A 24087-nucleotide genomic window follows, 5' to 3' on the forward strand; every position below is an offset into this window, starting at 1 on the left:
TTCATATATATATGCGATATAGTTGAATTAATTAAAAAAAAGATGTTATACTAAAATAGTACGTTATACATAACGTATGATTTTTAAAGGAGGTATAGGATGGATAGTTACAAAAAAACAATAGAAGAAATAGCAGAAGAAACAAAAGTAGATATAGATCAAGGCTTGTCGATGACTGAAGCAAAAGAAAGAAGTCAAAAACAAGGCAAAAATCAATTCGAAGAAGCCCCCAAAGAATCACTCTTCAAAAAATTTATACGAAGTCTTTCAGATTTCACCACGATTGTTTTGTTAGTTGCCGCAGTCATTTCATTTTACACCGCATTTGCAACTGAACATGGAGACCTGTTCGAAGGACTCTTGATCATTGCGATTGTTATCATCAATTCAGTTCTAGCGATTGTTCAAGAAGGAAATGCAGAAAAAGCATTAGAATCCCTACAAGATATGAATAAACAAACCGCTACGGTCCTCAGAGATGGTAAAGTAGAAAAAGTAGATGCTGAGAATCTAGTTGTCGGGGATGTGCTGGTATTAGAAGCAGGATCAGCAATTGCTGCGGATGCTCGCTTAGTTGAAACATCACAATTACGTGTAGAAGAATCAGCTCTAACCGGTGAAAGTGAGGCTGTCGAAAAAGACGCAGGTTACATAAGTCAAGAAGATGACTCTCTCGGTGACCAATTGAACATGGTCTTTAAAGGTTGTACCGTTGCTGCTGGTCGTGGGAAAGCGATCGTCACAGCGATTGGTATGCAGACCGAAATGGGAAAAATCGCCGGATTATTAAATGACCATACAATGCAGAAAACACCACTACAAGTCCGTTTGAATCAATTAGGGAAGCGAATCAGTGTGATTGCATTAGCTGCTGCTGCCTTAGTCTTTTTGATTGGTGAACTTCAAGGTGAACCGTTACTTGAAATGTTCATGACTTCGATTTCCTTAGCTGTTGCCGCAGTACCAGAAACATTAACTGTTATCGTTACGTTGACACTTGCTTATGGTGTACAGAAAATGGCGAAAAAACATGCGATCATTCGTCAGCTGCCAGCTGTTGAAACGCTCGGTACTGCGAATGTCATCTGTTCGGATAAAACCGGTACACTGACACAAAACCGGATGCGCGTCCGTCGCGTGTGGAGTAAAGAAGATGAAGTGACAGACGTCGAAGATTCAATGACAAATAGCGCCATGGAAATCTTAAAAATGGCTGCATTATGTACCGATGTGACGGTTGAAAAAGAGGACGATGAATTGATCGTCAAAGGTAATCCAACGGAAGCAGCAATCGTACGTGCAGTTGAGGAAAACTATCATACAAAAGAAGAATTAGAAGAAAAATACCCAAGGGTTGACGAACTCCCATTCGACTCTGATCGAAAAATGATGACGACTGTCCATAAAATGGGTGATAAGTATATCTCTATCACAAAAGGCGCATTTGATGTCTTAGCACCAAAATTTACGTCTGGAGATGTTGAACAAGCAGAAGTGGTCAACGACCGTTTTGGGAAACGTGCCTTACGTGTAATTGCAGTAGGTTATCGAACGTATGACGAAAAACCACAAGAAATCACTTCAGAAGCTTTAGAAAAAGATCTACGTTTGATTGGCTTGATCGGTATGATCGATCCGCCACGTCCTGAAAGTAAAGGTGCTATCAAGCGTGCGAAAAAAGCTGGTATCAAAACAGTGATGATCACTGGGGACCATGTCGTCACTGCCAGTGCGATTGCCAAAGAATTGGGAATTTTGACCAATAGTAACGAAGCTCTTTCAGGTGCGGAACTCCGTGCGTTATCTGATGAAGAATTAGATGATCGAGTAAAAGATTTATCGGTTTATGCTCGCGTAACCCCAGAAGATAAAATCCGAATCGTCAAATCATGGCAACGAACAGGTGCCGTGGTCGCAATGACAGGTGATGGTGTGAACGATGCGCCAGCATTGAAAGCGAGTGACGTTGGATGTGCGATGGGGATCACCGGTACAGATGTAGCGCAAAGTGCCGCTGACATGATTTTGACCGATGACAACTTCGCTACGATCGTAGATGCCGTTAGCCAAGGACGTTCCGTTTATCAAAATATTCGAAAAGCGATCAATTTCTTATTAAGCTGTAATATCTCTGAGATTTTTATCGTATTGATTGCGATGTTAGTTGGTTGGGGGGCACCATTTACAGCCGTTCAACTATTGTTCGTAAACGTTGTCGCTGATGGACTGCCTGGTTTTGCTTTAGGAAGAGAACCAGCAGAGGAAGGGATCATGAATGAAGCGCCAATTCCTAAAAATGAAGGGATTTTCGCTCGTGGTTTAATGAAGAAAATTGCCATCAATGCAGGAATATTTACGGTAGTCACTTTATTTGGTTACTATTTAGGAAGCTTCGTTGATACGATCAGCCCTTGGGTCGATGCTAGTCAAGAAGTTGGCCAAACCGTCGCATTTCTAGTATTGGCTTACTCTTCGATCATCCATGTCTTTAATGTTCGTAGTAGTCAATCGATTTTCAAAGTGAACTTAGCAACGAATAAATCGTTAGTGGAAATGGCGATTCTTTCCCTTCTTATCACGTCAGCAGTCGCTTTATTACCATTCACGCAAGAATTATTTGGGTTAGTTCATATTAGTTTGAATCATTGGTTCTTAGTAGGAATCTTGTCGATTATACCGATTGGGGTCAATGAATTGATCAAGTTCCACCAATTGCCAGATGAGGAAGAGACAGTAGAAGCACCAGAATCTGAAATGTAAAAAAATAAACACCAAAAAAGGATTGGAGATTTTCCAATCCTTTTTATTATGGTGAAAAAGCTGATTAAACTTGTTTTGGTAATTGTTCGTAAAAAGCAGCTTTAGTTGCAGTGATGTATGGATTCAACCATAGATAACCGATACCGACTGTAGCAATTGCTAAGATGTGCCATCCGATAAACGATAAGTCTAACCAGAATAATTTTCCTTTGTAGCCATCCATCAATTTGCGGCTTGCAGTGATCGTATCAAGGATTTTTGGTTTTTCGCCTGTTTCTGTTACGACATCATAGTAAATGAAATAACTTTGAGAATAGGCATACCCTTTGATGATCCCAGGAATGACTAAAAGCAATGCCCATAACGTAGTGAAAATCGTTGTCACTAGTGCTAACAATAGAACGCCACCGAAGAATACGCCTGAAAAACCGCGGAAAGCATCTTTGAATGGTTCGATCGTTGTTCGTTTCCCACGGATAATGTCTAAATAGGTCCAAGAAATCCCACTCATGAACAATGCACTGATGATCGTAGAAACGATCCCTCCGCCTGAACTACTGCTACTTGAACCACTCACCATTTCTTGCATTGCGCTACTGTCTTGCATCGTTGCAATCAGTAAAGCAGTAGGTAAAGCTAAAATAAGAATAATAGCAATTGTGATCAATGTTGGAATCAGATTTAATAGAATTGCTTGCCCCCAACGTCCCTTTAAGCTGTCTTTTGCTTGTTGTTTTAATTCCCCAGAAGATACCATATTTTCCACTCCTTTTTTTTGATAGTCTTAGTATATCAAAGAAGGACTGATTTTGCTCTAGGAATCCTCTTTCGTTATTGAAAGGTGCACAAAAAAAGCAGGTTAAAAAAACCTATAAAAAAAGAGAAGCTCTTGCAAAAAGTAGTTGAAAAGATTATGATGGTGGGAGTTGCAAACGTGATTCTATAAAAGAAAGTAGGGAATTGAATGACAGAACCTGCCATTCGTTATCGTTTAATAAAAAAAGAAAAACATACAGGCGCCCGCCTTGGTGAATTGATTACTCCTCATGGAACATTTCCAACGCCGATGTTTATGCCTGTGGGGACATTAGCGACCGTTAAAACTATGTCGCCTGAAGAACTAAAAGAAATGGGTGCAGGCGTGATTTTGAGTAATACCTACCATTTATGGCTTCGTCCTGGAGAGGATTTGGTCGAAGAAGCAGGTGGCTTGCATAAATTCATGAATTGGGACCAGCCGATTTTAACAGATTCTGGTGGATTCCAAGTCTTCTCATTAAGCGATATGCGGAACATCGTTGAAGAAGGCGTGCATTTCAAAAACCACTTGAATGGTTCAAAAATGTTTTTGTCTCCTGAAAAAGCCATCAACATCCAAAATAAATTAGGTTCTGATATCATGATGAGTTTTGATGAATGTCCTCCATTTGATGAGAGCTATGATTATGTGAAAAAATCAGTCGAACGAACTTCTCGTTGGGCAGAACGTGGATTGAAAGCTCATGCGAATCCAGATCGTCAAGGATTATTTGGTATCATCCAAGGAGCTGGTTTTGAAGATTTACGTAAACAAAGTGCGAAAGACTTGATCAGTATGGATTTTCCTGGGTATTCCATTGGGGGCTTATCTGTCGGTGAACCAAAAGCTGAGATGAACCGTGTATTAGAATTTACGACACCGTTGATCCCAGATCATAAACCACGTTATTTGATGGGAGTAGGGGCTGCGGATTCATTGATCGATGGTGTGATTCGTGGAGTCGATATGTTCGACTGTGTTCTACCGACCAGAATCGCTCGTAACGGGACATGTATGACATCGCAAGGACGATTAGTCGTAAAAAATGCGCAATATGCCCGGGACTTCCGTCCAATCGATGAAAAATGTGATTGCTACACTTGTAAGAATTATACGAGAGCGTATATTCGTCACTTGATCAAATGTGATGAAACATTTGGGATCCGTTTAACGTCTTATCACAATTTATACTTCTTATTAAACTTGATGAAACAAGTTCGACAAGCGATTATGGATGATAACTTATTAGAGTTTCGTGCAGCCTTTTTCGAAGAGTATGGGTTCAATAAAGAAAACGCAAAAAGTTTCTAGCAGGATTTGTGAAATTTAGTTAAAAAACTAGTTTCTAGCGCCTTTTTCTGCTAAAGTGTTTAGTGTAGATATTTAGTTAGTGAGGTGAAAAAAATGGGTTCATTACCAATGTTAGTGATGTTCGTTGCCCTATTAGGGATGTGGTTCTTTATGTCACGTACACAAAAGAAACAACAACAAGAACGTCAAAATTTGCTTGATAGTATGAAAGCTGGCGATGAAGTAGTCACGATCGGTGGACTTCATGGCGTAGTCTCAGAAATCGACGAGACAAATCGTACAGTTGTTTTAGACTGCGAAGGGATCTTTTTAGAATACGATCGAGCAGCCATCAAAACGGTAAAACCAGGTACAGGCGCGATGACAAGCACACCAATCGCACCAGTAGAAGAACCGACAGAACCAGAAGTAATTGAAACTGTTGAAGTTCCAGAAACACCTGAAGAGAAAAAAGAAGAAAAAGAATTGTAGACATCGGTTGTTTGCCACGCGTTGGCTAAATGTACAGGAGTTAGAGCATTCTTTATCAAAAAGACTGATAGTCATTCCTATCTCATATGGAGATAAGATGGCGATCAGTCTTTTTTTTTGTAACTTTACTAAATAAATCACTTATTCCATTATTGAAGGGTTACTCGATGTTCAATCCTACTGAATGGACTATTTTCTAAAGAAAAACATAACTGTGAAAAAAATCACAAAAAAGTATTTACATCGAAAAAAAAGTGTTGTATGATGTGTATGTGAAATAATTAACAAATAACCATGACTCAGTAGGAGGAACATAATGGCTAAGATAATGGAAAAAGAAGAGACGAAAACTGTTGATGTACAAGCGATGATCGACGACTTGGCGACAAAAGCAAATGTCGCGTTGAAAGAAATGGAAAGTTTCGATCAAGAAAAAGTAGATCACATTGTGCATGAAATGGCAATGGCTGCATTAGATCAGCACATGCCTCTAGCAAAAATGGCTGTAGAAGAAACTGGCCGTGGAATCTATGAAGATAAAGCAATCAAAAATATGTATGCTTCAGAATATATTTGGAACAGTATCAAATATGACAAAACTGTCGGAGTAATTAATGAAGACACTCAAAAAGGATTGATTGAGATTGCTGAACCAGTCGGCGTCGTTTGTGGAGTAACACCAACAACGAACCCAACTTCAACAACGATCTTTAAATCAATGATCGCTTTGAAAACCAGAAACCCAATCGTTTTTGCTTTCCATCCAAGCGCTCAAAAATGTTCCGCTGAGGCAGCAAGAGTCGTTCGTGATGCAGCCATCGCAGCAGGTGCGCCAGAAAACTGTATCCAATGGATCGAACATCCATCGATCGATGCGACTTCAATGTTGATGAACCATCCAGGAATTGCGATCGTATTAGCAACTGGTGGCGCAGGCATGGTAAAATCCGCTTATTCAACTGGTAAACCAGCTTTAGGTGTTGGACCGGGTAACGTTCCTGCATATATCGAAAAAACAGCAAAAGTAAAACGTGCAGTGAATGACTTGATCGTATCAAAAACATTCGATAACGGAATGATTTGTGCTTCTGAACAAGCAGTCATCGTAGATAAAGAAATCTATGCAGCCGTAAAAGCAGAATTCCAAGCACACCAAGTTTACTTCGTTAAACCAGCAGAGCTTTCAAAATTAGAAGATGCTGTCATGAATGAAGGTAAATACGCTGTAAATCCTGCAATCGTGGGTCATTCAGCAATGGATATCGCAAAATTAGCAGGAATCAATGTACCAGAAGGAACTAAATTATTAGTGGCAGAATTAGAAGGTGTAGGGCCTGATTATCCACTTTCACGTGAGAAACTTTCACCAGTTTTAGCAATGGTCAAATCAAACAGTACAGAACATGCTTTCGAATTATGTGAAGGAATGTTGAACCTTGGTGGATTAGGACATACAGCTGTCATCCATTCAGAAAACGAAGAGTTGCATGTCCAATTCGGACTACGCATGAAAGCCTGCCGTATCTTAGTCAACACACCATCAGCAGAAGGCGGAATCGGAAATATCTACAACGAAATGATTCCATCATTGACACTAGGTTGTGGTTCATACGGAAAGAATTCTGTTTCAAGAAACGTATCAGCAGTCAACTTAATCAACGTCAAAACTGTAGCGAAACGGAGAAATAACATGCAATGGTTCAAATTACCACCAAAAATCTTCTTTGAAAAGAACTCTTTGCTTTACTTGGAAAAAATGGAAAACGTCGAACGTGTCATGATCGTTTGTGACCCAGGTATGGTCCAATTCGGCTACTGTGACACTGTAAGAGAAGTATTAGCACGTCGTAAAAATGATGTGAAAATCGAGATCTTCTCAGATGTTGAACCAAACCCTTCAACAAACACAGTTTACGCTGGTACAAAAATGATGGCGGACTTCAAACCAGATACAGTGATCGCTCTTGGGGGCGGATCAGCAATGGATGCGGCAAAAGGCATGTGGATGTTCTATGAGCACCCAGATACTTCATTCTTTGGTGCAAAACAAAAATTCTTAGATATCCGTAAACGTACGTACAAGATCGACAAACCTGAAAAAACTCAGTTTGTATGTATCCCAACAACATCAGGAACTGGTTCAGAAGTGACACCATTTGCGGTAATCACAGATAGCGAAACACACGTGAAATATCCGTTAGCTGACTACGCATTAACACCAGACGTGGCGATCGTTGACCCACAATTTGTTATGTCAGTTCCCGCTTCAGTTACAGCTGATACAGGTATGGACGTCTTGACACATGCCATCGAATCTTATGTATCTGTGATGGCTTCTGATTACACTCGTGGTTTAAGTTTACAAGCAATCAAATTAGTCTTCGACTACTTGGAAAAATCAGTGAAAACACCAGATATGGAATCACGCGAAAAAATGCATAATGCGTCAACAATGGCTGGTATGGCCTTTGCGAATGCTTTCTTAGGAATTTGTCACTCAGTTGCGCATAAGATCGGTGGAGAATACGGTATCCCTCATGGACGTACAAATGCGATCCTATTACCGCATATCATCCGCTACAATGCGAAAGATCCACAAAAACATGCGATGTTCCCTAAATATGACTACTTCCGTGCGGATACAGACTACGCGGATATCGCGAAGTTCTTAGGTTTGAAAGGGAAAACAACAGCAGAGCTTGTAGAAGCATTAGCAACAGCTGTTAGCGACTTAGGAAAATCTGTTGGTATCGACATGAGCTTGAGAGCGCAAGGCGTGACGCAAGAAACATTAGACACAACAGTTGATCGCATGGCTGAATTAGCGTATGAAGATCAATGTACAACAGCCAATCCAAAAGAACCATTGATCAGTGAATTGAAACAAATCATTATCGACGCATATAATGCGTAATTCATAACTAAAAGTTGTCCCAACAACGAATCAAGCATGAGAGAATCTTCTCACTTGGTTCGTTGTTTTTTCTTTTTAAGATAATGATTATCAAGCGATACATCAGAAGAATTTACGAAAATAATTGTTGTAGAATCGCTCAATATGTTGTTAGAAGAGAAAAATGTCGTAGCTTTTTTTTCTGATATCTAAAAAAAGAAGTATTAGATAACTCGAATAATAGGCATTTTGATGAATATGCTATGCTACTATTTTCTATAAAAAAGGAGATGAGATCTTGAAGAAATATATTGTTACTTTGTTGATTGCATGTGTCGTTTCTCTTGGACTATCCTTTCTTTTGGAACGAGAAATCTTACGTAACATTGGCATCGGCTTACTTTTGATCGGAATTGCACTTTCTGGAACAGCAGTTTCAGGGGATCGCATGCGAGCGAATCAGGAAAATAGCGAGTTGGGTTTTCGTAAGAACTACTTTTGGTTTCCTTTACTTGCATGTTTGCCATTTTTTATGGTGTATACATTTTTATAAACGGTTGATTTTGAAGCCATGACGAGCGGTAGGCGTCATGGTTTTTCTTTTGATAGGGCTCTTTTTTACAGGAAACCCATTAATAATCTCGTTATGTCAATTTTAGATAGTTTTTGTTCAAATGATGCTATTTATTGAGAAAGCGTTTACTGATATATTAACAACATAGAATGAAAGCGTTTAAAAAGGAGAGGGAAAATTGATTATTAAAGAGGAACTATTTGTACAGAAAGAAGTTGTGGAAGAAACAATCGATCGATTAGTGGAGAACTTGACGACGATCAACGATGATTCAGGGGAATTTTTATTGGATTTTGATGGGTTAAAGGTGGATGACAAAAGTTGGTCTGTTTGGAATTGGCCACAGGGTGTAGGGCTATACGGTATCTACAAAAATTATCAGTTGACTAAAAATCCTCGTGCGGCGGAAGTGGTGAAAGAATGGTTTGCAGAAAGGATGCAAGAAGGCGCACCGCCAAAGAACGTCAATACGATGGCACCAATCCTCACGATGGCATTTTTATATGAGGAGACGGGTGATACACGCTACTTGCCTTACTTGCAGCAATGGGCAGAATGGGTCATGAATGATATGCCACGGACAGAGGAAGACGGATTACAGCACGCGACATATGGACCAGAAAATAAGAATCAATTGTGGGATGATACGTTGATGATGACGGTTTTACCATTAGCCAAAATCGGTAAGCTCCTAGATCGTCCAGAATACCTAGAGGAAGCCAGATACCAATTTATGATCCACATCAAATATTTGATGGATAAACGTACAGGTCTTTGGTACCACGGGTGGACCTTTGAAGGTAATCATAATTATGCGGAAGCATTTTGGGGAAGGGGAAATTGTTGGCTGACGATTGCGATTCCTGAAATCATTGCGATTCTGGAACTGAAAGAAGGAGATGCTTTCCGTAAATTATTAATCGAAACGCTAGAAGCACAAGTGCAAACCTTAGCAAAATATCAATCAGAAAGTGGCTTATGGCATACCTTGATCGATGATCCAACCTCATACTTAGAATCATCTGCGACAGCAGGTTTTGCTTACGGTATTTTAAAAGCAGTGCATGAGCGCTATTTGCCTAAGAAATATTTAGAGATCGCCTATCGTGCCATTCAGGGATTGCTTGAGCAAGTAGATGAAACTGGCGAAGTCCAAAATGTTTCGGTAGGTACAGGGATGGGCGATGATCTAGAGTTTTACCGTACGATCGGCAAGACAGCGATGCCTTATGGCCAATCGTTACTTGTATTATGTCTGACAGAATTACTTGTGTCGTATTGTTGATAGAAAGGAGAAAAAAATGAAAAAAACACTTGCTTTTGCTTTTTGTTTACTGGGAATCCTCGGTTTGAGTGGTTGTGGTAGTCAGTCAAGTGTCGGTGTTGTCGCAAATGCAGAGGAAGAAGCAACGATTACTTTACGTTTTGCTTATGCCAGTAATAGTCAGCCGGTCATTGATGCAATGAATAAATTCGGAGAGTTAGTAGAAGAAAAAACAGCTGGCTCAGTCAAAGTAAAATATTTTCCTGATGGTCAATTGGGGGGAGAACGTGAATTGATCGAATTGACTCAATCAGGTGCGATTGATTTTACGAAAGTCAGTGCCTCTGCGTTAGAAAGTTTTTCTAAAGTCTATTCGATTTTTTCAGTTCCTTACTTGTTCAATGATGAGCAACATTTCTTCAATGTCATGGAGAACGAAGAAATCATGCAACCCATTTATCAATCAACGACAGATTTAGGTTTTTCTGGTCTCACCTATTATGATTCAGGGCAACGTAGTTTTTATATGGTCGATGGCCCGATCCACACACCGGATGATCTAAAAGGGAAAAAAATCCGCGTGATGCAAAGTGAAACGGCCATTAGAATGGTGGAACTACTAGGTGGATCACCTGTGCCGATGGGCAGTGACGAAGTATATACTTCGCTACAGTCAAACTTGATCAACGGATCAGAGAACAATGAATTTGTTTTGTATACAGCCGGGCATGGTGGTGTAGCCAAGTATTATTCCTATGATGAGCATACACGAGTACCGGATATCATCATCATGAACGATGCGATCAAAGAACGTTTGACTGCTGAGCAACAACAAGCAATCGAAGAAGCGGCGAAAGAATCAACGATTTTTGAAATCGAAGCATTCGCTCAAGCAATCGAAGAAGAAAAAAGAGTAGCAACGGAAGAATATGGCGTCCAGTTCAATGAAGTGGACAATACGCCATTTCGTGAAGCAGTCGCACCGTTGCATGACGAATTCAAAAATCATCCAGATTTTCAAACGCTTTACCGAATGATCCAAGAAGAAGGGGTGTAATCGATGAAAAAAGGAATCAGTCGGCTGTTAGAATTTCTAGGAGCATGTCTGTTGATCGGTATGATCATCATTGTCTTATGGCAAGTATTCTCGCGAACGATTTTGGGTAATCCAAATACTGTAACAGAAGAATTAGTGCGTTTTGGGTTAGTCTGGTTTGCGATGCTATCTTCCGCTTATGTAGTGGGTCAAAAAGGGCACTTAGCAGTTACGCTGTTAAGTGAGAAACTGACTGGCACAAAAGCGAATGTATTGGAAATCGTCGTTCAGTGTCTTTTTCTGGCTTTTGCAATCACGATCATGGTTTATGGTGGTTGGAATGCTGTGACATTGACGATGGGGCAAATTTCCCCTTCATTAGGGATTCCGATGGGCTATGTCTATTTATCGGTGCCGGTCTCAGGTGTTTTGATCATTATCTACAGTTTGATCAATTTGATTGAAGCAATGAATGGGAAGTCTGTCGTTCAGGAAAAGGGATAGGAGGAATTTGATGGCTTTAGAAGCAGGTGCAATTTTATTTTTTGTTTTTGTCTTTTTATTGATTGTTGGAATGCCCATTGCAATCAGTATCGCTTTTTCATCGATGCTCACGTTGTTATTAGTGATCCCCTTTGATGTCGCAGCGTTTAGTTCTGCGCAAAAAATGGTCGGGAGTATCAATAGTTTCTCATTGATTGCCATTCCATTTTTCGTTTTTTCAGGAATCATTATGAACCATGGTGGGATTGCCAAGAAATTAGTTGATTTTGCTATGTTGTTTGTTGGTCGGATACCTGGGTCCTTGGCCCATACGAATGTTTTAGGAAACGCATTGTTCGGCTCAATCTCCAGTTCGGCGATTGCTGCTTCGACAGCGATTGGTGGGGTGCTGATCCCGCAACAAGTAGAAGAAGGGTACGATCGTAAATTTGCGACAGCAGTCAATATTGCTTCGGCACCTACAGGGATGGTGATCCCACCAAGTACAGCCTTTATCATGTATTCTTTAGTTGCCGGAGGCGCTTCGATTTCAGCTCTATTTATGGGTGGCTATTTAGTGGGAGCTTTGTGGTCGTTAGGAATCATGCTCGTTGCATTTGTAGTGGCGAAGAAAAATAAATATCCGACAGTACCAAAAGGACAAGGAAAGCAAGTCGGAAAAGTGTTAAAAGAAGCAATCCCAAGTTTAGCTTTGATCGTTATCATCATTGGTGGTATTTTAACAGGGTTCTTCACAGCTATCGAAGCATCTGCGATTGCGGTATTGTATTCTTTATTGATCTCCATGTTCTTCTACAAGACAGTGAAACTACAAGATATACCAAAGATGTTGGTACAAGCCGTGGCGATGTCGGGAACGATCATGTTTTTATTAGCGACGTCTTCCATGATGTCATTTGCTATGGCATTTACTGGGATACCTCAAGCAATCAGCAGTCTGATCATTGGAGTTACTGATAATCGCTTCATTATTTTATTATTGATCAATATCATTTTGTTACTTGTTGGGATGTTTATGGATGTCGCGCCAGCGATTTTGATTTTTACTCCGATTTTCTTGCCTATCGCGACAAGTGTTGGTGTGGATCCAGTCCATTATGGCTTATTTTCGATCATGAATCTTTGTGTCGGTTCCATTACCCCGCCAGTAGGTACAGGACTATATGTAGGAGCGAGTGTTGGTGGAGTTAAAGCAGAAGCGATGTTAAAGCCACTGTTACCATTTTACGGTGTCATATTAGCAGTTTTATTGTTGATTACGTATTTTCCACAAATCGTGATGTGGTTACCGGATCTATTAGGATAAAGGAGAAGCCATGATGAAATTAAACCTAGCCGCCAGAGGGCATGACTTGAGCCATGTACAAACCGTGGATGATTTAGCAAAAAAAGCGAGTCAACAAAACATTTCTACGCTACAATTGGCATTAAGTCGTTCATTTCCTACACTTTCAGCAGATGGACAAGCCATCAATGCTGGAATGGGGCAATATATGAAGAATATCCTCGCAAAAGAAGGCATAAGTGTCGGTATATTAAGCTGTTATATCAACATGATCCATCCTGATCTATCTGTTCGTGAAACGGTGCTTCATCAATTTGAACGATATCTCCAATATGCTGCAAGCTTCGGGGCGACGATGGTCGCAACCGAGACGGGGAGCGTGAGTGAAGCGGGTTATACAGAGGAGAACTTTTCAGATGAAGCCTTCTTACAGATCGTTGAAGCCATTCACCGATTAGTGCGAGCTGGAGAAAAACATCGTATGATGGTGGGCATCGAACCAGGCTTGAATCATCCGTTGTATTCATTGGATCGTGTGGCAGAGTTAGTTGCCATGATCGATTCGGACTATCTAGGGATCATTTTAGACCCAACCAATCTAATCAATGCAAAAAACTATCATCAACAAGTAAATTTAGTCGAAGAAGCCTTTGAACGGTTTGGAGAAAAAATTTGCGGATTGCATATGAAAGATTATATTGTTTCTAACGAAGAAGAAATCATCCCGGTAAATCTAGGGACAGGCATGATCGATTATGAAGCCATCGTAAACATCGCACAGAAACATCGTCCTTATCTTTATATCGTCTTAGAAGAAACAAAAGATGATGCACTAAAACAAGGTGTAATCATGTTGGAACAAGTCACCGAATAAGAAAATAATAGAATGTATCATTGTTCAATAGTGAGCAATAAGGGAAAGGGGGATAGAGATGGAAAAGAAACCGATCAATGGAAAACAAGTGAATACGATGATTTCGGATCAGTATGAGATTTATCATGTAAAAGATATCGTTAGCCAAAACAAAACGGTTTATCATCATCATGATTTCTATGAGATCCATGCTACTTTAGAAGGAGAAGCCATTTTTTATTTAGATGGTCGTCAGTTTACGATACAACCAGGAAATGTTTTGTTGATCCATTCAAGAGATCTGCATCGGATCGTTCGTCAATCAACTGACGTATTCGAGCGTGTCTACATGTTTATCACCCCTGCATTCTTAGAGAGTCGTTCCACCAAGTGGTCCAATCTATCCGCCTGTTTTTGGCCGATCGGTGAACGCCGAAGCCGGATATTACATATTGAACCACAAGTACTAAAAGAAAAACTTTCTTTTATCGACCAAACGTTGGATCGAAAAGATTATGGTGCAGATATTCGTTATGAACAAGCGCTAGTCGAATATTTGATTTTTCTCAACCGTATGGTACAGATCGAAGAACATATTTCGGAAGAAAATTTCACTGTACCGAATGAACGGTTAGAAAAAATGATTCAATTTGTCGCAAAGAATTTGAGTGAACCGCTCTCCCTCAAACAAATGGAAAAAGAATTTTTCATCAGTAAATATCACGTGACTCGCGAATTCAAAAAACATACTGGTTTTACCTTTCATCAATACGTGATGAAGAAAAAACTACTTTATTCAAAACAACTATTAAGAGAGTACGGCAGCTCAAGTTCCGTGTATAGTAAATGTGGTTTCGCCTCCTATCCTCATTATTTACGCGCATTCAAAACCGAATTTGGCGTAACTCCCAAAGAATTTTTGAAAAAAGATCTGGCAGGAGAGTTTGTTCATTATACGCATTATGAAGAAGAAAACAAAGATCCCTTTTAAATTGACGTTCTTTCCGATATAATTTCCTATATAGAAATAGGAGAGTGGAATATGGAAAACAAAAAACCTTATGGAACCGTTCTAATCAAAGCTTCACATATTTTAGATTATTTAGCAGAGCATCCAGATGCTTCATTACAAGAAATTGCGAAAGGTATCGACATGACGTCGTCTACTACATTAAAAATTTTAGATACGTTATCCTTGATTGGTTATGTAAATAAAAATCAAGAAAAAAATTATCGTTTAGGCGGAAAACTGGTCCGATATGCAAACAAAAATATCGATCAAATCGATCTAGTTGAACGCACTTTGCCTTTTTTGGAAAAACTACAACAAACAATTGATGAAACCATTCATCTAGGTATTTTAGACAACAACGAGATTCTCTATGTCAATAAGTTGGACCCTAAAAATCAAACGATCCGTATGTCTTCAAAAATCGGTATCACGAGACCTTTATATAGTTCAGCAATGGGGAAAGCCGTCTTGGCGCATTTTACGGAAGAGCAATATCAACAGTATATTGAAAAATGTCCTCTGATCCCATTCACTGAATATACGATTACCAATCCGTTAAAACTAAAAAAAGAGATCCAGCAAGTCAAACAAACAAAAATCGCCTTCGATGATGAAGAAGTCGAAAAAGATATTTTTTGCATCGGTACCTCTTTAATTCATGAGAACCAAGTGGTTGGAGCGTTTAGTGTCAGTATGCCGAAATACCGATTAAGTGAAGAAAGCAAAGCTCAAATCATTCAAACGATCCTGCAAACGAAAGAAGAAATCGAAAAAACTTTTGAAAAAAACTAAAAAGCGTTTGCATTTTTTTATTCCTGCCGTATAATGAAGATGTAAATTTCTTTATTGTAAACTATAATTTCCAAATAAGAAATGGGTGGGAAAATGAAAAAAATGGATATCTTATCTCGTTTGAAACAAGCGGGAGTTATTGCAGTCGTACGAGGAGCAACAAATGAAGAAGCGCTGAATGCTTGTCACGCGATTATCAAAGGCGGACTAACTGGCATTGAGTTGACCTTCACCGTGCCACAAGCAGATCGGGTAATTAAAGAACTAGTAGAAACATACAAAGACCAACAGGATGTGGTGATCGGTGCAGGGACAGTGTTGGATGCTATTACTGCGCGTTTAGCGATTTTAGCAGGTGCTGAGTATATCGTCAGCCCCTGTTTTGATCAGGAAACCGCAGAACTATGCAATTTATACCAAATCCCTTATTTACCAGGATGTATGACGATCGATGAAATCAAAACAGCGCTAAAAAGTGGCGTAGACATCGTCAAACTATTTCCTGGAAGTGCTTTCGGTCCAAGTATCATCTCTGCATTCAAAGCGCCGATGCCCCATGTCAATATCATGCCTACTGGTGGGGTCAGTTTAGAAAACATGCAAGAATGGTTTGAGGCAGGCGTGATCACTGTTGGTGTTGGTGGGAACTTGTTGGCTCCAGCAGCTCATGGAGATTTTGAGGAAGTGACAAAAGTCGCACAACAATATGCGGCAAAAATGAAAGAAATTACGAGGTAATCGCTCATGGGAAGAGTCGTGACACTCGGAGAGATCATGCTACGCTTGTCGACAGAACAGGGACAACGGTTACAAGACAGTGATCATTTTTGCGCGCATTATGGCGGTGGGGAAGCGAATGTCGCGATCTCATTAGCAAATTATGGACATACGGTTTCGTTCATGTCAAAAGTCCCAGAACATTCCCTGGGTCTGGCAGTCGAAAAACACTTACGAAGCTATGGGGTAGATACTAGCCTACTGCTGAAAGGCGGCCCTCGGCTCGGCACATATTATATGGAAACAGGGATCGGTGAACGTGCGGCTTCAGTCATTTATGATCGTGCCGGTTCCAGTTTCGCGGTGATGGATTGCTTGGAATGGTCATTGGAGGACTGTTTCAAGGGAGTTGATCTATTCCATGTTTCAGGAATCACACCGGCATTATCAGAAAAGTGGCGAGGGTTGACAAAAGAACTCATGGAAGCAGCCAAACAAGCAGGCTGTCAAATCAGTTTTGATATCAATTATCGGGGCAAGTTGTGGACACAACAAGAAGCGGGTGAAGTGTTAGAACAATTATTACCACTCGTGGATATTTGTTCAGCCGGTGAGATGGATGCGCTTTATTTGTTAGGGATAGCAAAAGCACCTGAAACGACAGTAAATCCACTTATTTATTATTACGAAAAAATGCAAGAAAGATTTCCCAACATCCAAACGTTTTACTCAACCAAACGTACGGTGCATTCAGCGAGTGAAAATGATCTACAAGGTACTTTGTGGATGAAGGATAACTATTTCGAATCGCCCCTTCATCAAGTCACTTCGATCGTTGATCGTGTGGGTGGAGGAGATGCGTTTGCTGGGGGATTGCTTCATGGAATTTTAGAAGAGATGCAACCACAAGCAATTATTGATTTTGCGACAGCAGCCTCTGCGTTGAAACACACGATCCATGGAGATTGCAACCAATTCAATCAAGCAGAAGTTGCTAGTTTTATCGCTAGCGGTTCTGGAAAAATCATTCGATAAAGGAGAGTCTAACAACATGCAAGAAATGGAAACACGTTATACACATAGCCCAGAGGATATCCGTCATTATTCAACAGAACAATTGAGAAATGAATTTTTGGTAGAGAAAGTATTTGTTCCAGGGAAAATCAGTCTTACTTATACGCACAATGATCGTATGATCTTCGGCGGTGTAACACCAACAACTAGTCCATTAGAAATCAAACTAGATAAAGAACTAGGTGTTACTTATTTCTTAGAACGTCGCGAGCTTGGTGTGATCAACATCGGCGGACCTGGATTCATTGAAATCGACGGTGAAAAAGAAGAAATGAAGAAACAAGATGGGTATTACATCGGTAAAGAAACGGAGCATGTAGTCTTCTCCTCTGTAGATCCAGAGAATCCTGCAAAATTTTACATCAGTTCTGTGCCAGCACATCACAAATATCCAAATGTAAAAATCGGCATCGATCAAGTGAAACCCATGGAAACAGGCGAAGGCGTCACATTGAATGAGCGTAAAATCTACCAATATATCCATCCAAACGTCTGTGAAAGCTGTCAATTACAGATGGGTTATACCATTTTAGAACCGGGTAGTTCATGGAACACGATGCCTTGCCATACGCATGAACGTCGCATGGAAGCGTATGTTTACTTTGATTATGCAAATGAAGATACACGTGTGTTCCATATGATGGGTAAACCAGATGAAACCAAACATTTAGTCGTAGATAATGAACAAGCCGTGATTTCACCAAGCTGGTCGATCCACTCAGGTGTTGGCACAAGCAATTATTCGTTTATCTGGGCAATGTGTGGGGAAAATATCACCTATACAGATATGGATATGGTATCAATGGATCAATTGAAATAGGAAAGGAAGATAAAAATGTCATTCAATATGGATATGTTTCGTTTAGACAATAAAGTCGCTTTAATCACCGGTGCGGTATACGGAATCGGTTTTGAGATCGCTCGCTCATTAGCAGAAGCTGGAGCGACGATCGTCTTCAATAATTTAACTCAGGAATCAGTAGATGAAGGGATTGCCAACTACAAAGAAATTGGCATCGAAGCAAAAGGCTATGTTTGTGATGTGACGGATGAGTCAGCAGTACAAGCAATGGTCAAACAAATCAAATCAGAAGTTGGTCCAATCGATATCTTGGTCAACAATGCAGGCATCATCAAACGTACACCAATGATCGAAATGGATGCGGCGGATTTCCGTCAAGTCATCGACGTAGACTTGAACGCACCATTTATCATGTCGAAAGCAGTCATCCCAGATATGATTGAAAAAGGTGGCGGGAAAATCATCAATATTTGTTCAATGATGAGTGAACTTGGCCGTGAGACAGTAAGTGCTTATGCTGCTGCTAAAGGCGGATTAAAAATGTTGACGAAAAACATTGCTTCAGAATATGGTCAGTACAACATTCAATGTAATGGGATCGGACCTGGCTATATTGCGACGCCGCAAACAGCGCCATTAAGAGAAACACAAGAAAACGGGGAGCGTCATCCATTTGACCAATTTATCGTTGGGCGTACACCAGCTGCTCGTTGGGGCGACCCAATCGACTTAGCTGGCCCATCTGTCTTCCTAGCATCACGTGCCTCTGATTTTGTTAACGGACATATCTTGTATGTAGATGGCGGTATCTTAGCTTATATCGGAAAACAACCATAACAAACAAAGAATGACGAGTGCATCGTATGCACTCGTCATTTTTATTTGCGTCGACCATATGTTGATAATGGGATGTCTCTGGCTTCACACCATTCTTTGACCGGGCCAGACAAAATCAAGGATTGTTTTGTTAAATCACTTGTTTTTGTTGCACCGACCATGGCATAGAGCATTCGTAGTTCTTCTTGCCACTGTGCCATAAGAGCAATCGTCTCCTCGATCCCGTGTGTCATGTAGTGCGTCAAGATCGTTCCGGAAATCCCTACAGCGTTCGCACCAAGACACAATGCTTTAAAGATATCATAAGCATTTCGTATGCCACCCGAAGCGATGATTTCGGCATGTGTATTCGCTTCGTTTGCTTCAAGTAAGGAGGACACAGTAGACTGTCCCCAATCCGTCAAATAAGCCAATTCACGCTTTTTACGTCGAGCATTTTCGATTTGTGTGAAGCTTGTTCCGCTACGTCCACTGACATCAATCGTCTTGATACCTAGTTCAGACAATTCAATGATGGTCTCCCTCGTCATCCCAAAGCCCACTTCTTTTACGATCACTGGCACATCAAGGGTTTGTTGGATTTCTGCAATCAGTTCTTTCCATTGCGAAAAATCGCGATCCCCTTCAGGCATGACTAATTCTTGTGGTGCATTTAAATGGATCTGTAACGCATCCGCTTGGAAGAGCTGTACGGCTTCTTGGGCACGTAAGACCGAGGTGCCAGCACCAACATTCGCTAAAATCTTCCCTTCAGGATAGACATCTCGCATCACCGTATAAGAATCTGCCAAGGAAGGATTTTTCAAGGCGGCGCTGACAGAACCGGTAGCAATCATCAACCCAGCACTTTTAGCAATCTGTGCAAGGTCATGATTGATCTTTTTTGTTTTTTCACTACCGCCAGTCATGGCATTGATATAGAAAGGACTAGAAAGAGTAAAACCTGCAACTTCTGTTTTCAAAGACACGTCATCAACCTTGCTTTGTGGAAGTGGACGATGGACAAGTCGAACGAAGTCAAATTCATTTATCTGTTTGTTGTGAAATGCTTTAGCTAATGATACATGTTCATCTTTTCGATTCATAACTTGTCCTCTTTCTGTTGATGGTAGACATGTAATGGAAGCGGGGTGATCTCAGCTTCTTCCCAAGCACTCATCAATGGAAGGATACCTGATTTTTGGTCCACGATCACGATGCCACAATCCCCACCGCCAGCGCCAGAAGATTTCGCCGCACCTTCAAATTGTTCAGCTAAACAACACAGTTTATTTAATGCTGGTGTTTCGATCAACACACCAGTGATGGCAGACAGATCACGCAATAATTCACGATTTTTACGAATCATTTCTTGGATCAAAGCAACATCGTTTTCTTTAAAACCTTGGATCATCGTGTTGACGCAAAGCGTACTATCTTCAAGGAATTGTTGATACGCCGCCATTTTATCTTCACGAGAGCGATGTACTTGGTCCACTAAGTCGGAAGTAGAGGCAGGACTACCGGTCCAACCAATCAATAAACGGAGATCTTCCGGAGTGTGTAAGGATTCAATAGATAAACCAGGCCAATCAAGCGCTAATAATTCACTGATCGTTTTACTTGATTCTTGTTCTTTGAGCCATTGGTGGTCAAAAGTGGAGAAGGCGATCCAACCACCATAACAGCTAGCCGCAATATCGCCACAAGAACCATTGTCTTGGACAGCTAGATTAGCTAAGGCTGCAATTTTAAAAATCTCAAACTGAGATAAATTCAGTGCGTAAAATTGGTTCAATGCTCGAACCGTCGCTACCGCTACTGCGCCACTAGAACCTAGTCCATACTTTCTGCCGTTTGAGCTATCTAATTCACTGGTTACCTTCAAATCATAAAATGAAAGAAGAATGTTTTTTTCCTGTGCATATTTCTCAGTTAAACGTATAGCAGCAAGGATATAATGGAACGGGTTTTCACGGATATCTAGAACAAGTTCGCCTTTTCGTCTTGTCCAACGCACAGGCATCTCGCTATATTGTGCAGATTGGATACTTCCTACTTTCCGAGCAGCTTCCACTGTTACTGTGACGAATTGATCGACTGCCACGATGATTGCAGGATGCCCCGTTTCGACAACTGCGTATTCTCCAGCGATATAAAGTTTTCCAGGTGCAGATACTTCAACCATAACAATCTCCCTTTATTCAATAATCGTGATTCCTTGCCCAGCATGAGCAAGAATCACTTGTTGACGGCTAAATAATTCAATGAATTTTGCTTGAACAGCCGTTTGATTTTTCTTTTCAACTAATACTTTGACGTTTGGACCTGCATCCATCGTGAAATAGCAAGGAATGCCTGAAGCACGTAGTTCACGAACTGCTTGCATCGCCTTCAGACTATCTGGAGACCAGTAGGTGAAGGGTGGATTAGCCGCTAACGTGGTGCCGTGCATTTTTAACCCGTTTCGCTCCATGACTTCGCCCACTGTTTGGAACGACTTTTCAGCGATTGCTTGTTTCAGCTCCATTAGATCTGTTTCGACTGAATCAAGCCACCCTTGATAAAAATGCGAAGTTTCCACTGTTCGACGCATCCCATCACGACTAGATACATCTTTTTGTTGATCATTGATCAATACAAATACCATGGCGAGTTCGTCTTCAAATCCATTAGAAGGGATTTGTTGCGCATATGAAGTTTGGTCATCATGCCCTTTTTCCCATTCCACGAAGCCACCAAAAATACTACGACAAGCCGAACCAGAACCCCGACGAGCGAGTCTGGACAGGGCTTGTTTATCCAATTCTAGTCCTAGGGCTTCATTACAGGCGCCAGCTAACGCAGCTAGACCGCTTGCAGAAGAAGCTAAACCTGCGGCTGTTGGAACAAAGTTATGGCTGATCACTTTTGCGCGTTTGTTTGTATTCGCTTGTATGCGTACAAGATCAAGGAAGCGACTGATTTTTTTTGTTGCTGCTTCTGTTTGTAATTCATGATCTAAATAGAACAGATCGTCTGTGAACGAATCTGAAAAAATCACTTCGGTTTCTGTATAAAAGGCATCGAGAGTGAGAGATAAACTGTTGTTCATCGGAAGAATCAATTCTTCGTTTTCCTTGCCCCAATATTTGATCAAGGCGATATTTGTATAAGCACGGGCTTTACCACTAAGCATAGGTATGTACTCCTAATCCTTGAATCCAAGTTTCAGCTGCGCCTGCTTGTATTAGTGCGTGGCTGATTTCTTGAGCTTCTGTTTTTGTTTGTGCTAAAGCAATCATACATCCACCACGTCCGCCACCGGTCAATTTTGCACCTAAAGCGCCAGCAGTACGTGCGGTAGCGATCAGAGTGTCTAAAAAGTCATTACTGATCGTCAAACTTTTTAGAATGCGCTGGGCATCATTCATTGCTTCAGCTAGCTTTTCTGGTGAGTTGTCGATAATTGCTTTTTTAGCTTGTTTCGTCAAGTATCCTAGTTGTTGGATTTTTTGTCCAGTTTTCTGCGCATCTTTTTCAAAAAGGTGAGCCACATCTTTCACCGCTGCACGTGTTTGACCTTTGATTCCCGTATCAGCAACGATCAAAAAAGCATCGATATTCAACGCAAAATAATCAAAAGGATGGCCTTTTGTAAAATAAATCGGTTCGTATCCACTTGTTGCGGCAGCATCGATTCCACTGGGGTTTCCATGTGCGATTTTTTCAGAAACTTGCACATGTGCCAATAATTGTTCTCGTGATAATGGCAACTCATAGGCAGAATAAAAAGCTCGTGTGATCGCAGTGGCTACAGCTGCACTGGAACCCATCCCACGTTCTGCAGGGATGGTGCTTTCAATCGTTAAACGCAATGTGTCTTGCACATGGTAGTGAGTTTTCAGTCCAGCAATCAGCTGTTTGATATTGTTCAACGCATGTGGTGCGTCATTTAAATTTCCTATATAGTAGGAAGAAATAAGTTGATCTTTATTGAATGATGGGAGTGCTTCAAGTGTAGCCGTTACTTTTGTTGCATAAAACGGAAAGGCAATGGCAGGCTCGCCGTAAACGACAGCATGCTCACCCATTAAAATCAGTTTTCCACTCGATTCCCCTTGGCCATGAATTGCCATAGTACAACTCCTTCTTTTCCTCTGAGAGTAGCTTTTAAACAAAAAATAAAGCGCCTATTACTACGTGCGCGATGTTTGTCCAAAAAAACAGTCCTTCTTTATTTTACTAAAACCAGTCAAGAAGTAAAATAAAGAATACGATTTCTCGACAAAAAACGTGATTTTCTTAATAAAATTTTGGTTTTTCATAGGAAAGAAACTTGTCGATTTCGTTTGACACCACAAGATATTGGGGTTATATTTAGAAACATGAGAAAAAAACACTGTATTTAGTGGGAGAAGTGAGTTGGAGGGAAATGAGTGTGATTGTTTTAGCAGGAACGATAGGGGCAGGGAAATCAAGCTTAACAAAAATGATTGCTGACCATTTTAAGAGTCAGGCCTTTTATGAATCAATCGATGACAACGAAGTATTGCCTTTGTTTTATGCAAACCCTGAACAATATGCGTTTTTATTGCAAATTTATTTTTTGAATAAGCGATTTGCAAGTATCAAGCAAGCGATGCAAGAGGATAACAATGTGTTAGATCGTTCGATCTATGAGGATTCATTATTATTTCATTTAAATGCAGATCTTGGTCGAGCGACAGCAACAGAAGTCCAAGTCTACGATGAATTATTGGCGAACATGATGGAAGAATTGCCCTATGCGGCATCGAAAAAACATCCCGATCTATTGGTTCATATTCGCGTATCTTTTTCAACCATGTTAGAACGGATCGAAAAAAGAGGGCGGACATATGAGCAACTTTCTTTTGATCCTAGTCTTTATGAGTACTATCAAGAATTGAATCGCCGTTATGATGAATGGTATGAAGCTTATGATGAAAGTCCTAAGATTCAAATCGACGGTGACTGCTTGAACTTTGTGGAAGATGAAGCAGCGAGAGTGCAAGTGTTACAAATGATCGAAGAAAAACTAACGGAGATCCGTGAAGAAATCAGCGTATAAAAAATGTTCTGACTGAAGTGGAACTTTGAATGGTCCAAATAAAAAATCACAAA

The 24087-nt window shown here is 40.6% G+C and carries 22 protein-coding genes; 17 read left to right on the top strand and 5 right to left on the bottom strand.

Annotated features, from left to right (window positions below; genetic code table 11):
* Window positions 1-99 precede the first annotated feature (99 nt).
* On the top strand, window positions 100-2760 hold the full coding sequence (locus tag IGJ00_RS01135; RefSeq protein ID WP_071866128.1) for a calcium-translocating P-type ATPase, PMCA-type: 2661 nt from the start codon (window positions 100-102) through the stop codon (window positions 2758-2760).
* Window positions 2761-2824: 64 nt separating this feature from the next.
* On the opposite strand, the gene IGJ00_RS01140 is transcribed toward IGJ00_RS01135, so the two are convergent.
* Window positions 2825-3517: a DUF975 family protein gene (locus IGJ00_RS01140; RefSeq protein WP_071866129.1), complete on the bottom strand. Its 693-nt coding sequence runs from the start codon at window positions 3515-3517 to the stop codon at window positions 2825-2827.
* Between the two features lie 207 nt (window positions 3518-3724).
* Here IGJ00_RS01140 and tgt point away from each other — a divergent pair, with 207 nt between their 5' ends.
* The 15 genes from tgt to IGJ00_RS01215 all read left to right on the top strand — a co-directional run bounded on the left by tgt (window position 3725) and on the right by IGJ00_RS01215 (window position 18984).
* Window positions 3725-4870, top strand: coding sequence for a tRNA guanosine(34) transglycosylase Tgt (tgt, locus tag IGJ00_RS01145; protein WP_010736591.1), 1146 nt, complete (start codon window positions 3725-3727; stop codon window positions 4868-4870).
* Between the two features lie 93 nt (window positions 4871-4963).
* Window positions 4964-5341 (top strand): preprotein translocase subunit YajC, encoded by a 378-nt coding sequence (gene yajC, locus IGJ00_RS01150; RefSeq protein ID WP_010736590.1) that lies wholly within the window; start codon window positions 4964-4966, stop codon window positions 5339-5341.
* A gap of 316 nt (window positions 5342-5657) precedes the next feature.
* Window positions 5658-8255: a bifunctional acetaldehyde-CoA/alcohol dehydrogenase gene (adhE, locus tag IGJ00_RS01155; RefSeq protein ID WP_019722420.1), complete on the top strand. Its 2598-nt coding sequence runs from the start codon at window positions 5658-5660 to the stop codon at window positions 8253-8255.
* Between the two features lie 277 nt (window positions 8256-8532).
* On the top strand, window positions 8533-8787 hold the full coding sequence (locus IGJ00_RS01160; RefSeq protein ID WP_010736588.1) for a hypothetical protein: 255 nt from the start codon (window positions 8533-8535) through the stop codon (window positions 8785-8787).
* A gap of 199 nt (window positions 8788-8986) precedes the next feature.
* On the top strand, window positions 8987-10093 hold the full coding sequence (bglB, locus tag IGJ00_RS01165) for a beta-galactosidase BglB (protein ID WP_438844018.1): 1107 nt from the start codon (window positions 8987-8989) through the stop codon (window positions 10091-10093).
* A 16-nt stretch (window positions 10094-10109) separates the two neighbouring features.
* On the top strand, window positions 10110-11129 hold the full coding sequence (dctP, locus tag IGJ00_RS01170; RefSeq protein WP_142433571.1) for a TRAP transporter substrate-binding protein: 1020 nt from the start codon (window positions 10110-10112) through the stop codon (window positions 11127-11129).
* A 3-nt stretch (window positions 11130-11132) separates the two neighbouring features.
* A complete protein-coding gene (locus IGJ00_RS01175) occupies window positions 11133-11612 on the top strand; it encodes a TRAP transporter small permease (RefSeq protein ID WP_071866134.1) in 480 nt (159 codons plus the stop codon).
* A 10-nt stretch (window positions 11613-11622) separates the two neighbouring features.
* A complete protein-coding gene (locus IGJ00_RS01180; RefSeq protein WP_071866135.1) occupies window positions 11623-12918 on the top strand; it encodes a TRAP transporter large permease in 1296 nt (431 codons plus the stop codon).
* A 13-nt stretch (window positions 12919-12931) separates the two neighbouring features.
* Window positions 12932-13771: a sugar phosphate isomerase/epimerase family protein gene (locus tag IGJ00_RS01185; RefSeq protein WP_071866136.1), complete on the top strand. Its 840-nt coding sequence runs from the start codon at window positions 12932-12934 to the stop codon at window positions 13769-13771.
* Between the two features lie 58 nt (window positions 13772-13829).
* Window positions 13830-14741 carry an AraC family transcriptional regulator gene (locus tag IGJ00_RS01190; protein ID WP_071866137.1) on the top strand — a complete coding sequence of 304 codons (912 nt, stop codon included), beginning with the start codon at window positions 13830-13832 and terminating at the stop codon, window positions 14739-14741.
* A gap of 51 nt (window positions 14742-14792) precedes the next feature.
* On the top strand, window positions 14793-15554 hold the full coding sequence (locus IGJ00_RS01195) for an IclR family transcriptional regulator (protein WP_071866138.1): 762 nt from the start codon (window positions 14793-14795) through the stop codon (window positions 15552-15554).
* Window positions 15555-15647: 93 nt separating this feature from the next.
* The gene (locus tag IGJ00_RS01200; protein ID WP_041684164.1) at window positions 15648-16292 is read left to right on the top strand and encodes a bifunctional 4-hydroxy-2-oxoglutarate aldolase/2-dehydro-3-deoxy-phosphogluconate aldolase; all 645 of its coding nucleotides are present in this window, start codon (window positions 15648-15650) and stop codon (window positions 16290-16292) included.
* 6 nt (window positions 16293-16298) lie between these two features.
* Window positions 16299-17306, top strand: a complete 1008-nt coding sequence (locus tag IGJ00_RS01205; RefSeq protein WP_142433570.1) for a sugar kinase — start codon at window positions 16299-16301, stop codon at window positions 17304-17306.
* A 16-nt stretch (window positions 17307-17322) separates the two neighbouring features.
* A complete protein-coding gene (gene kduI, locus IGJ00_RS01210) occupies window positions 17323-18165 on the top strand; it encodes a 5-dehydro-4-deoxy-D-glucuronate isomerase (protein ID WP_260697878.1) in 843 nt (280 codons plus the stop codon).
* Window positions 18166-18180: 15 nt separating this feature from the next.
* Window positions 18181-18984: a gluconate 5-dehydrogenase gene (locus IGJ00_RS01215; RefSeq protein WP_074799601.1), complete on the top strand. Its 804-nt coding sequence runs from the start codon at window positions 18181-18183 to the stop codon at window positions 18982-18984.
* Between the two features lie 41 nt (window positions 18985-19025).
* Here IGJ00_RS01215 and fni read toward each other — a convergent pair whose 3' ends face one another.
* The 4 genes from fni to mvk are packed head-to-tail and all read right to left on the bottom strand — an operon-like array spanning window position 19026 to window position 23081.
* Complete coding sequence (gene fni, locus IGJ00_RS01220; protein WP_438844019.1) at window positions 19026-20069, bottom strand: type 2 isopentenyl-diphosphate Delta-isomerase; 1044 nt, start codon at window positions 20067-20069, stop codon at window positions 19026-19028.
* Window positions 20066-21151, bottom strand: a complete 1086-nt coding sequence (locus IGJ00_RS01225) for a phosphomevalonate kinase (protein WP_071866143.1) — start codon at window positions 21149-21151, stop codon at window positions 20066-20068. Before IGJ00_RS01225 ends, fni begins: the two co-directional genes overlap by 4 nt.
* A gap of 12 nt (window positions 21152-21163) precedes the next feature.
* On the bottom strand, window positions 21164-22141 hold the full coding sequence (gene mvaD, locus IGJ00_RS01230; RefSeq protein WP_071866144.1) for a diphosphomevalonate decarboxylase: 978 nt from the start codon (window positions 22139-22141) through the stop codon (window positions 21164-21166).
* Complete coding sequence (mvk, locus tag IGJ00_RS01235) at window positions 22134-23081, bottom strand: mevalonate kinase (protein ID WP_071866145.1); 948 nt, start codon at window positions 23079-23081, stop codon at window positions 22134-22136. The genes mvaD and mvk overlap by 8 nt, the downstream gene beginning before the upstream one ends.
* A gap of 296 nt (window positions 23082-23377) precedes the next feature.
* Between mvk and IGJ00_RS01240 the strand changes: the two genes are divergently transcribed.
* Window positions 23378-24034: a deoxynucleoside kinase gene (locus IGJ00_RS01240; protein ID WP_071866146.1), complete on the top strand. Its 657-nt coding sequence runs from the start codon at window positions 23378-23380 to the stop codon at window positions 24032-24034.
* The last annotated feature ends 53 nt before the right edge of the window (window positions 24035-24087 follow it).

The organism is Enterococcus sp. AZ062 (assembly GCF_051715065.1).
Lineage (GTDB): Bacteria > Bacillota > Bacilli > Lactobacillales > Enterococcaceae > Enterococcus_B > Enterococcus_B mundtii.

Coding starts and splice junctions, on each gene's coding strand:
- mvk (WP_071866145.1), bottom strand. CDS start 23,081: ATGGCAATTCATGGCCAAGGGGAATCGAGTGGAAAACTGATTTTAATG.
- tgt (WP_010736591.1), top strand. CDS start 3,725: ATGACAGAACCTGCCATTCGTTATCGTTTAATAAAAAAAGAAAAACAT.
- IGJ00_RS01240 (WP_071866146.1), top strand. CDS start 23,378: ATGAGTGTGATTGTTTTAGCAGGAACGATAGGGGCAGGGAAATCAAGC.
- IGJ00_RS01180 (WP_071866135.1), top strand. CDS start 11,623: ATGGCTTTAGAAGCAGGTGCAATTTTATTTTTTGTTTTTGTCTTTTTA.
- IGJ00_RS01175 (WP_071866134.1), top strand. CDS start 11,133: ATGAAAAAAGGAATCAGTCGGCTGTTAGAATTTCTAGGAGCATGTCTG.
- fni (WP_438844019.1), bottom strand. CDS start 20,069: ATGAATCGAAAAGATGAACATGTATCATTAGCTAAAGCATTTCACAAC.
- IGJ00_RS01215 (WP_074799601.1), top strand. CDS start 18,181: ATGTCATTCAATATGGATATGTTTCGTTTAGACAATAAAGTCGCTTTA.
- IGJ00_RS01195 (WP_071866138.1), top strand. CDS start 14,793: ATGGAAAACAAAAAACCTTATGGAACCGTTCTAATCAAAGCTTCACAT.
- yajC (WP_010736590.1), top strand. CDS start 4,964: ATGGGTTCATTACCAATGTTAGTGATGTTCGTTGCCCTATTAGGGATG.
- IGJ00_RS01205 (WP_142433570.1), top strand. CDS start 16,299: ATGGGAAGAGTCGTGACACTCGGAGAGATCATGCTACGCTTGTCGACA.
- IGJ00_RS01200 (WP_041684164.1), top strand. CDS start 15,648: ATGAAAAAAATGGATATCTTATCTCGTTTGAAACAAGCGGGAGTTATT.
- IGJ00_RS01190 (WP_071866137.1), top strand. CDS start 13,830: ATGGAAAAGAAACCGATCAATGGAAAACAAGTGAATACGATGATTTCG.
- IGJ00_RS01135 (WP_071866128.1), top strand. CDS start 100: ATGGATAGTTACAAAAAAACAATAGAAGAAATAGCAGAAGAAACAAAA.
- IGJ00_RS01185 (WP_071866136.1), top strand. CDS start 12,932: ATGAAATTAAACCTAGCCGCCAGAGGGCATGACTTGAGCCATGTACAA.
- mvaD (WP_071866144.1), bottom strand. CDS start 22,141: ATGCTTAGTGGTAAAGCCCGTGCTTATACAAATATCGCCTTGATCAAA.
- IGJ00_RS01140 (WP_071866129.1), bottom strand. CDS start 3,517: ATGGTATCTTCTGGGGAATTAAAACAACAAGCAAAAGACAGCTTAAAG.
- dctP (WP_142433571.1), top strand. CDS start 10,110: ATGAAAAAAACACTTGCTTTTGCTTTTTGTTTACTGGGAATCCTCGGT.
- adhE (WP_019722420.1), top strand. CDS start 5,658: ATGGCTAAGATAATGGAAAAAGAAGAGACGAAAACTGTTGATGTACAA.
- kduI (WP_260697878.1), top strand. CDS start 17,323: ATGCAAGAAATGGAAACACGTTATACACATAGCCCAGAGGATATCCGT.
- IGJ00_RS01225 (WP_071866143.1), bottom strand. CDS start 21,151: ATGGTTGAAGTATCTGCACCTGGAAAACTTTATATCGCTGGAGAATAC.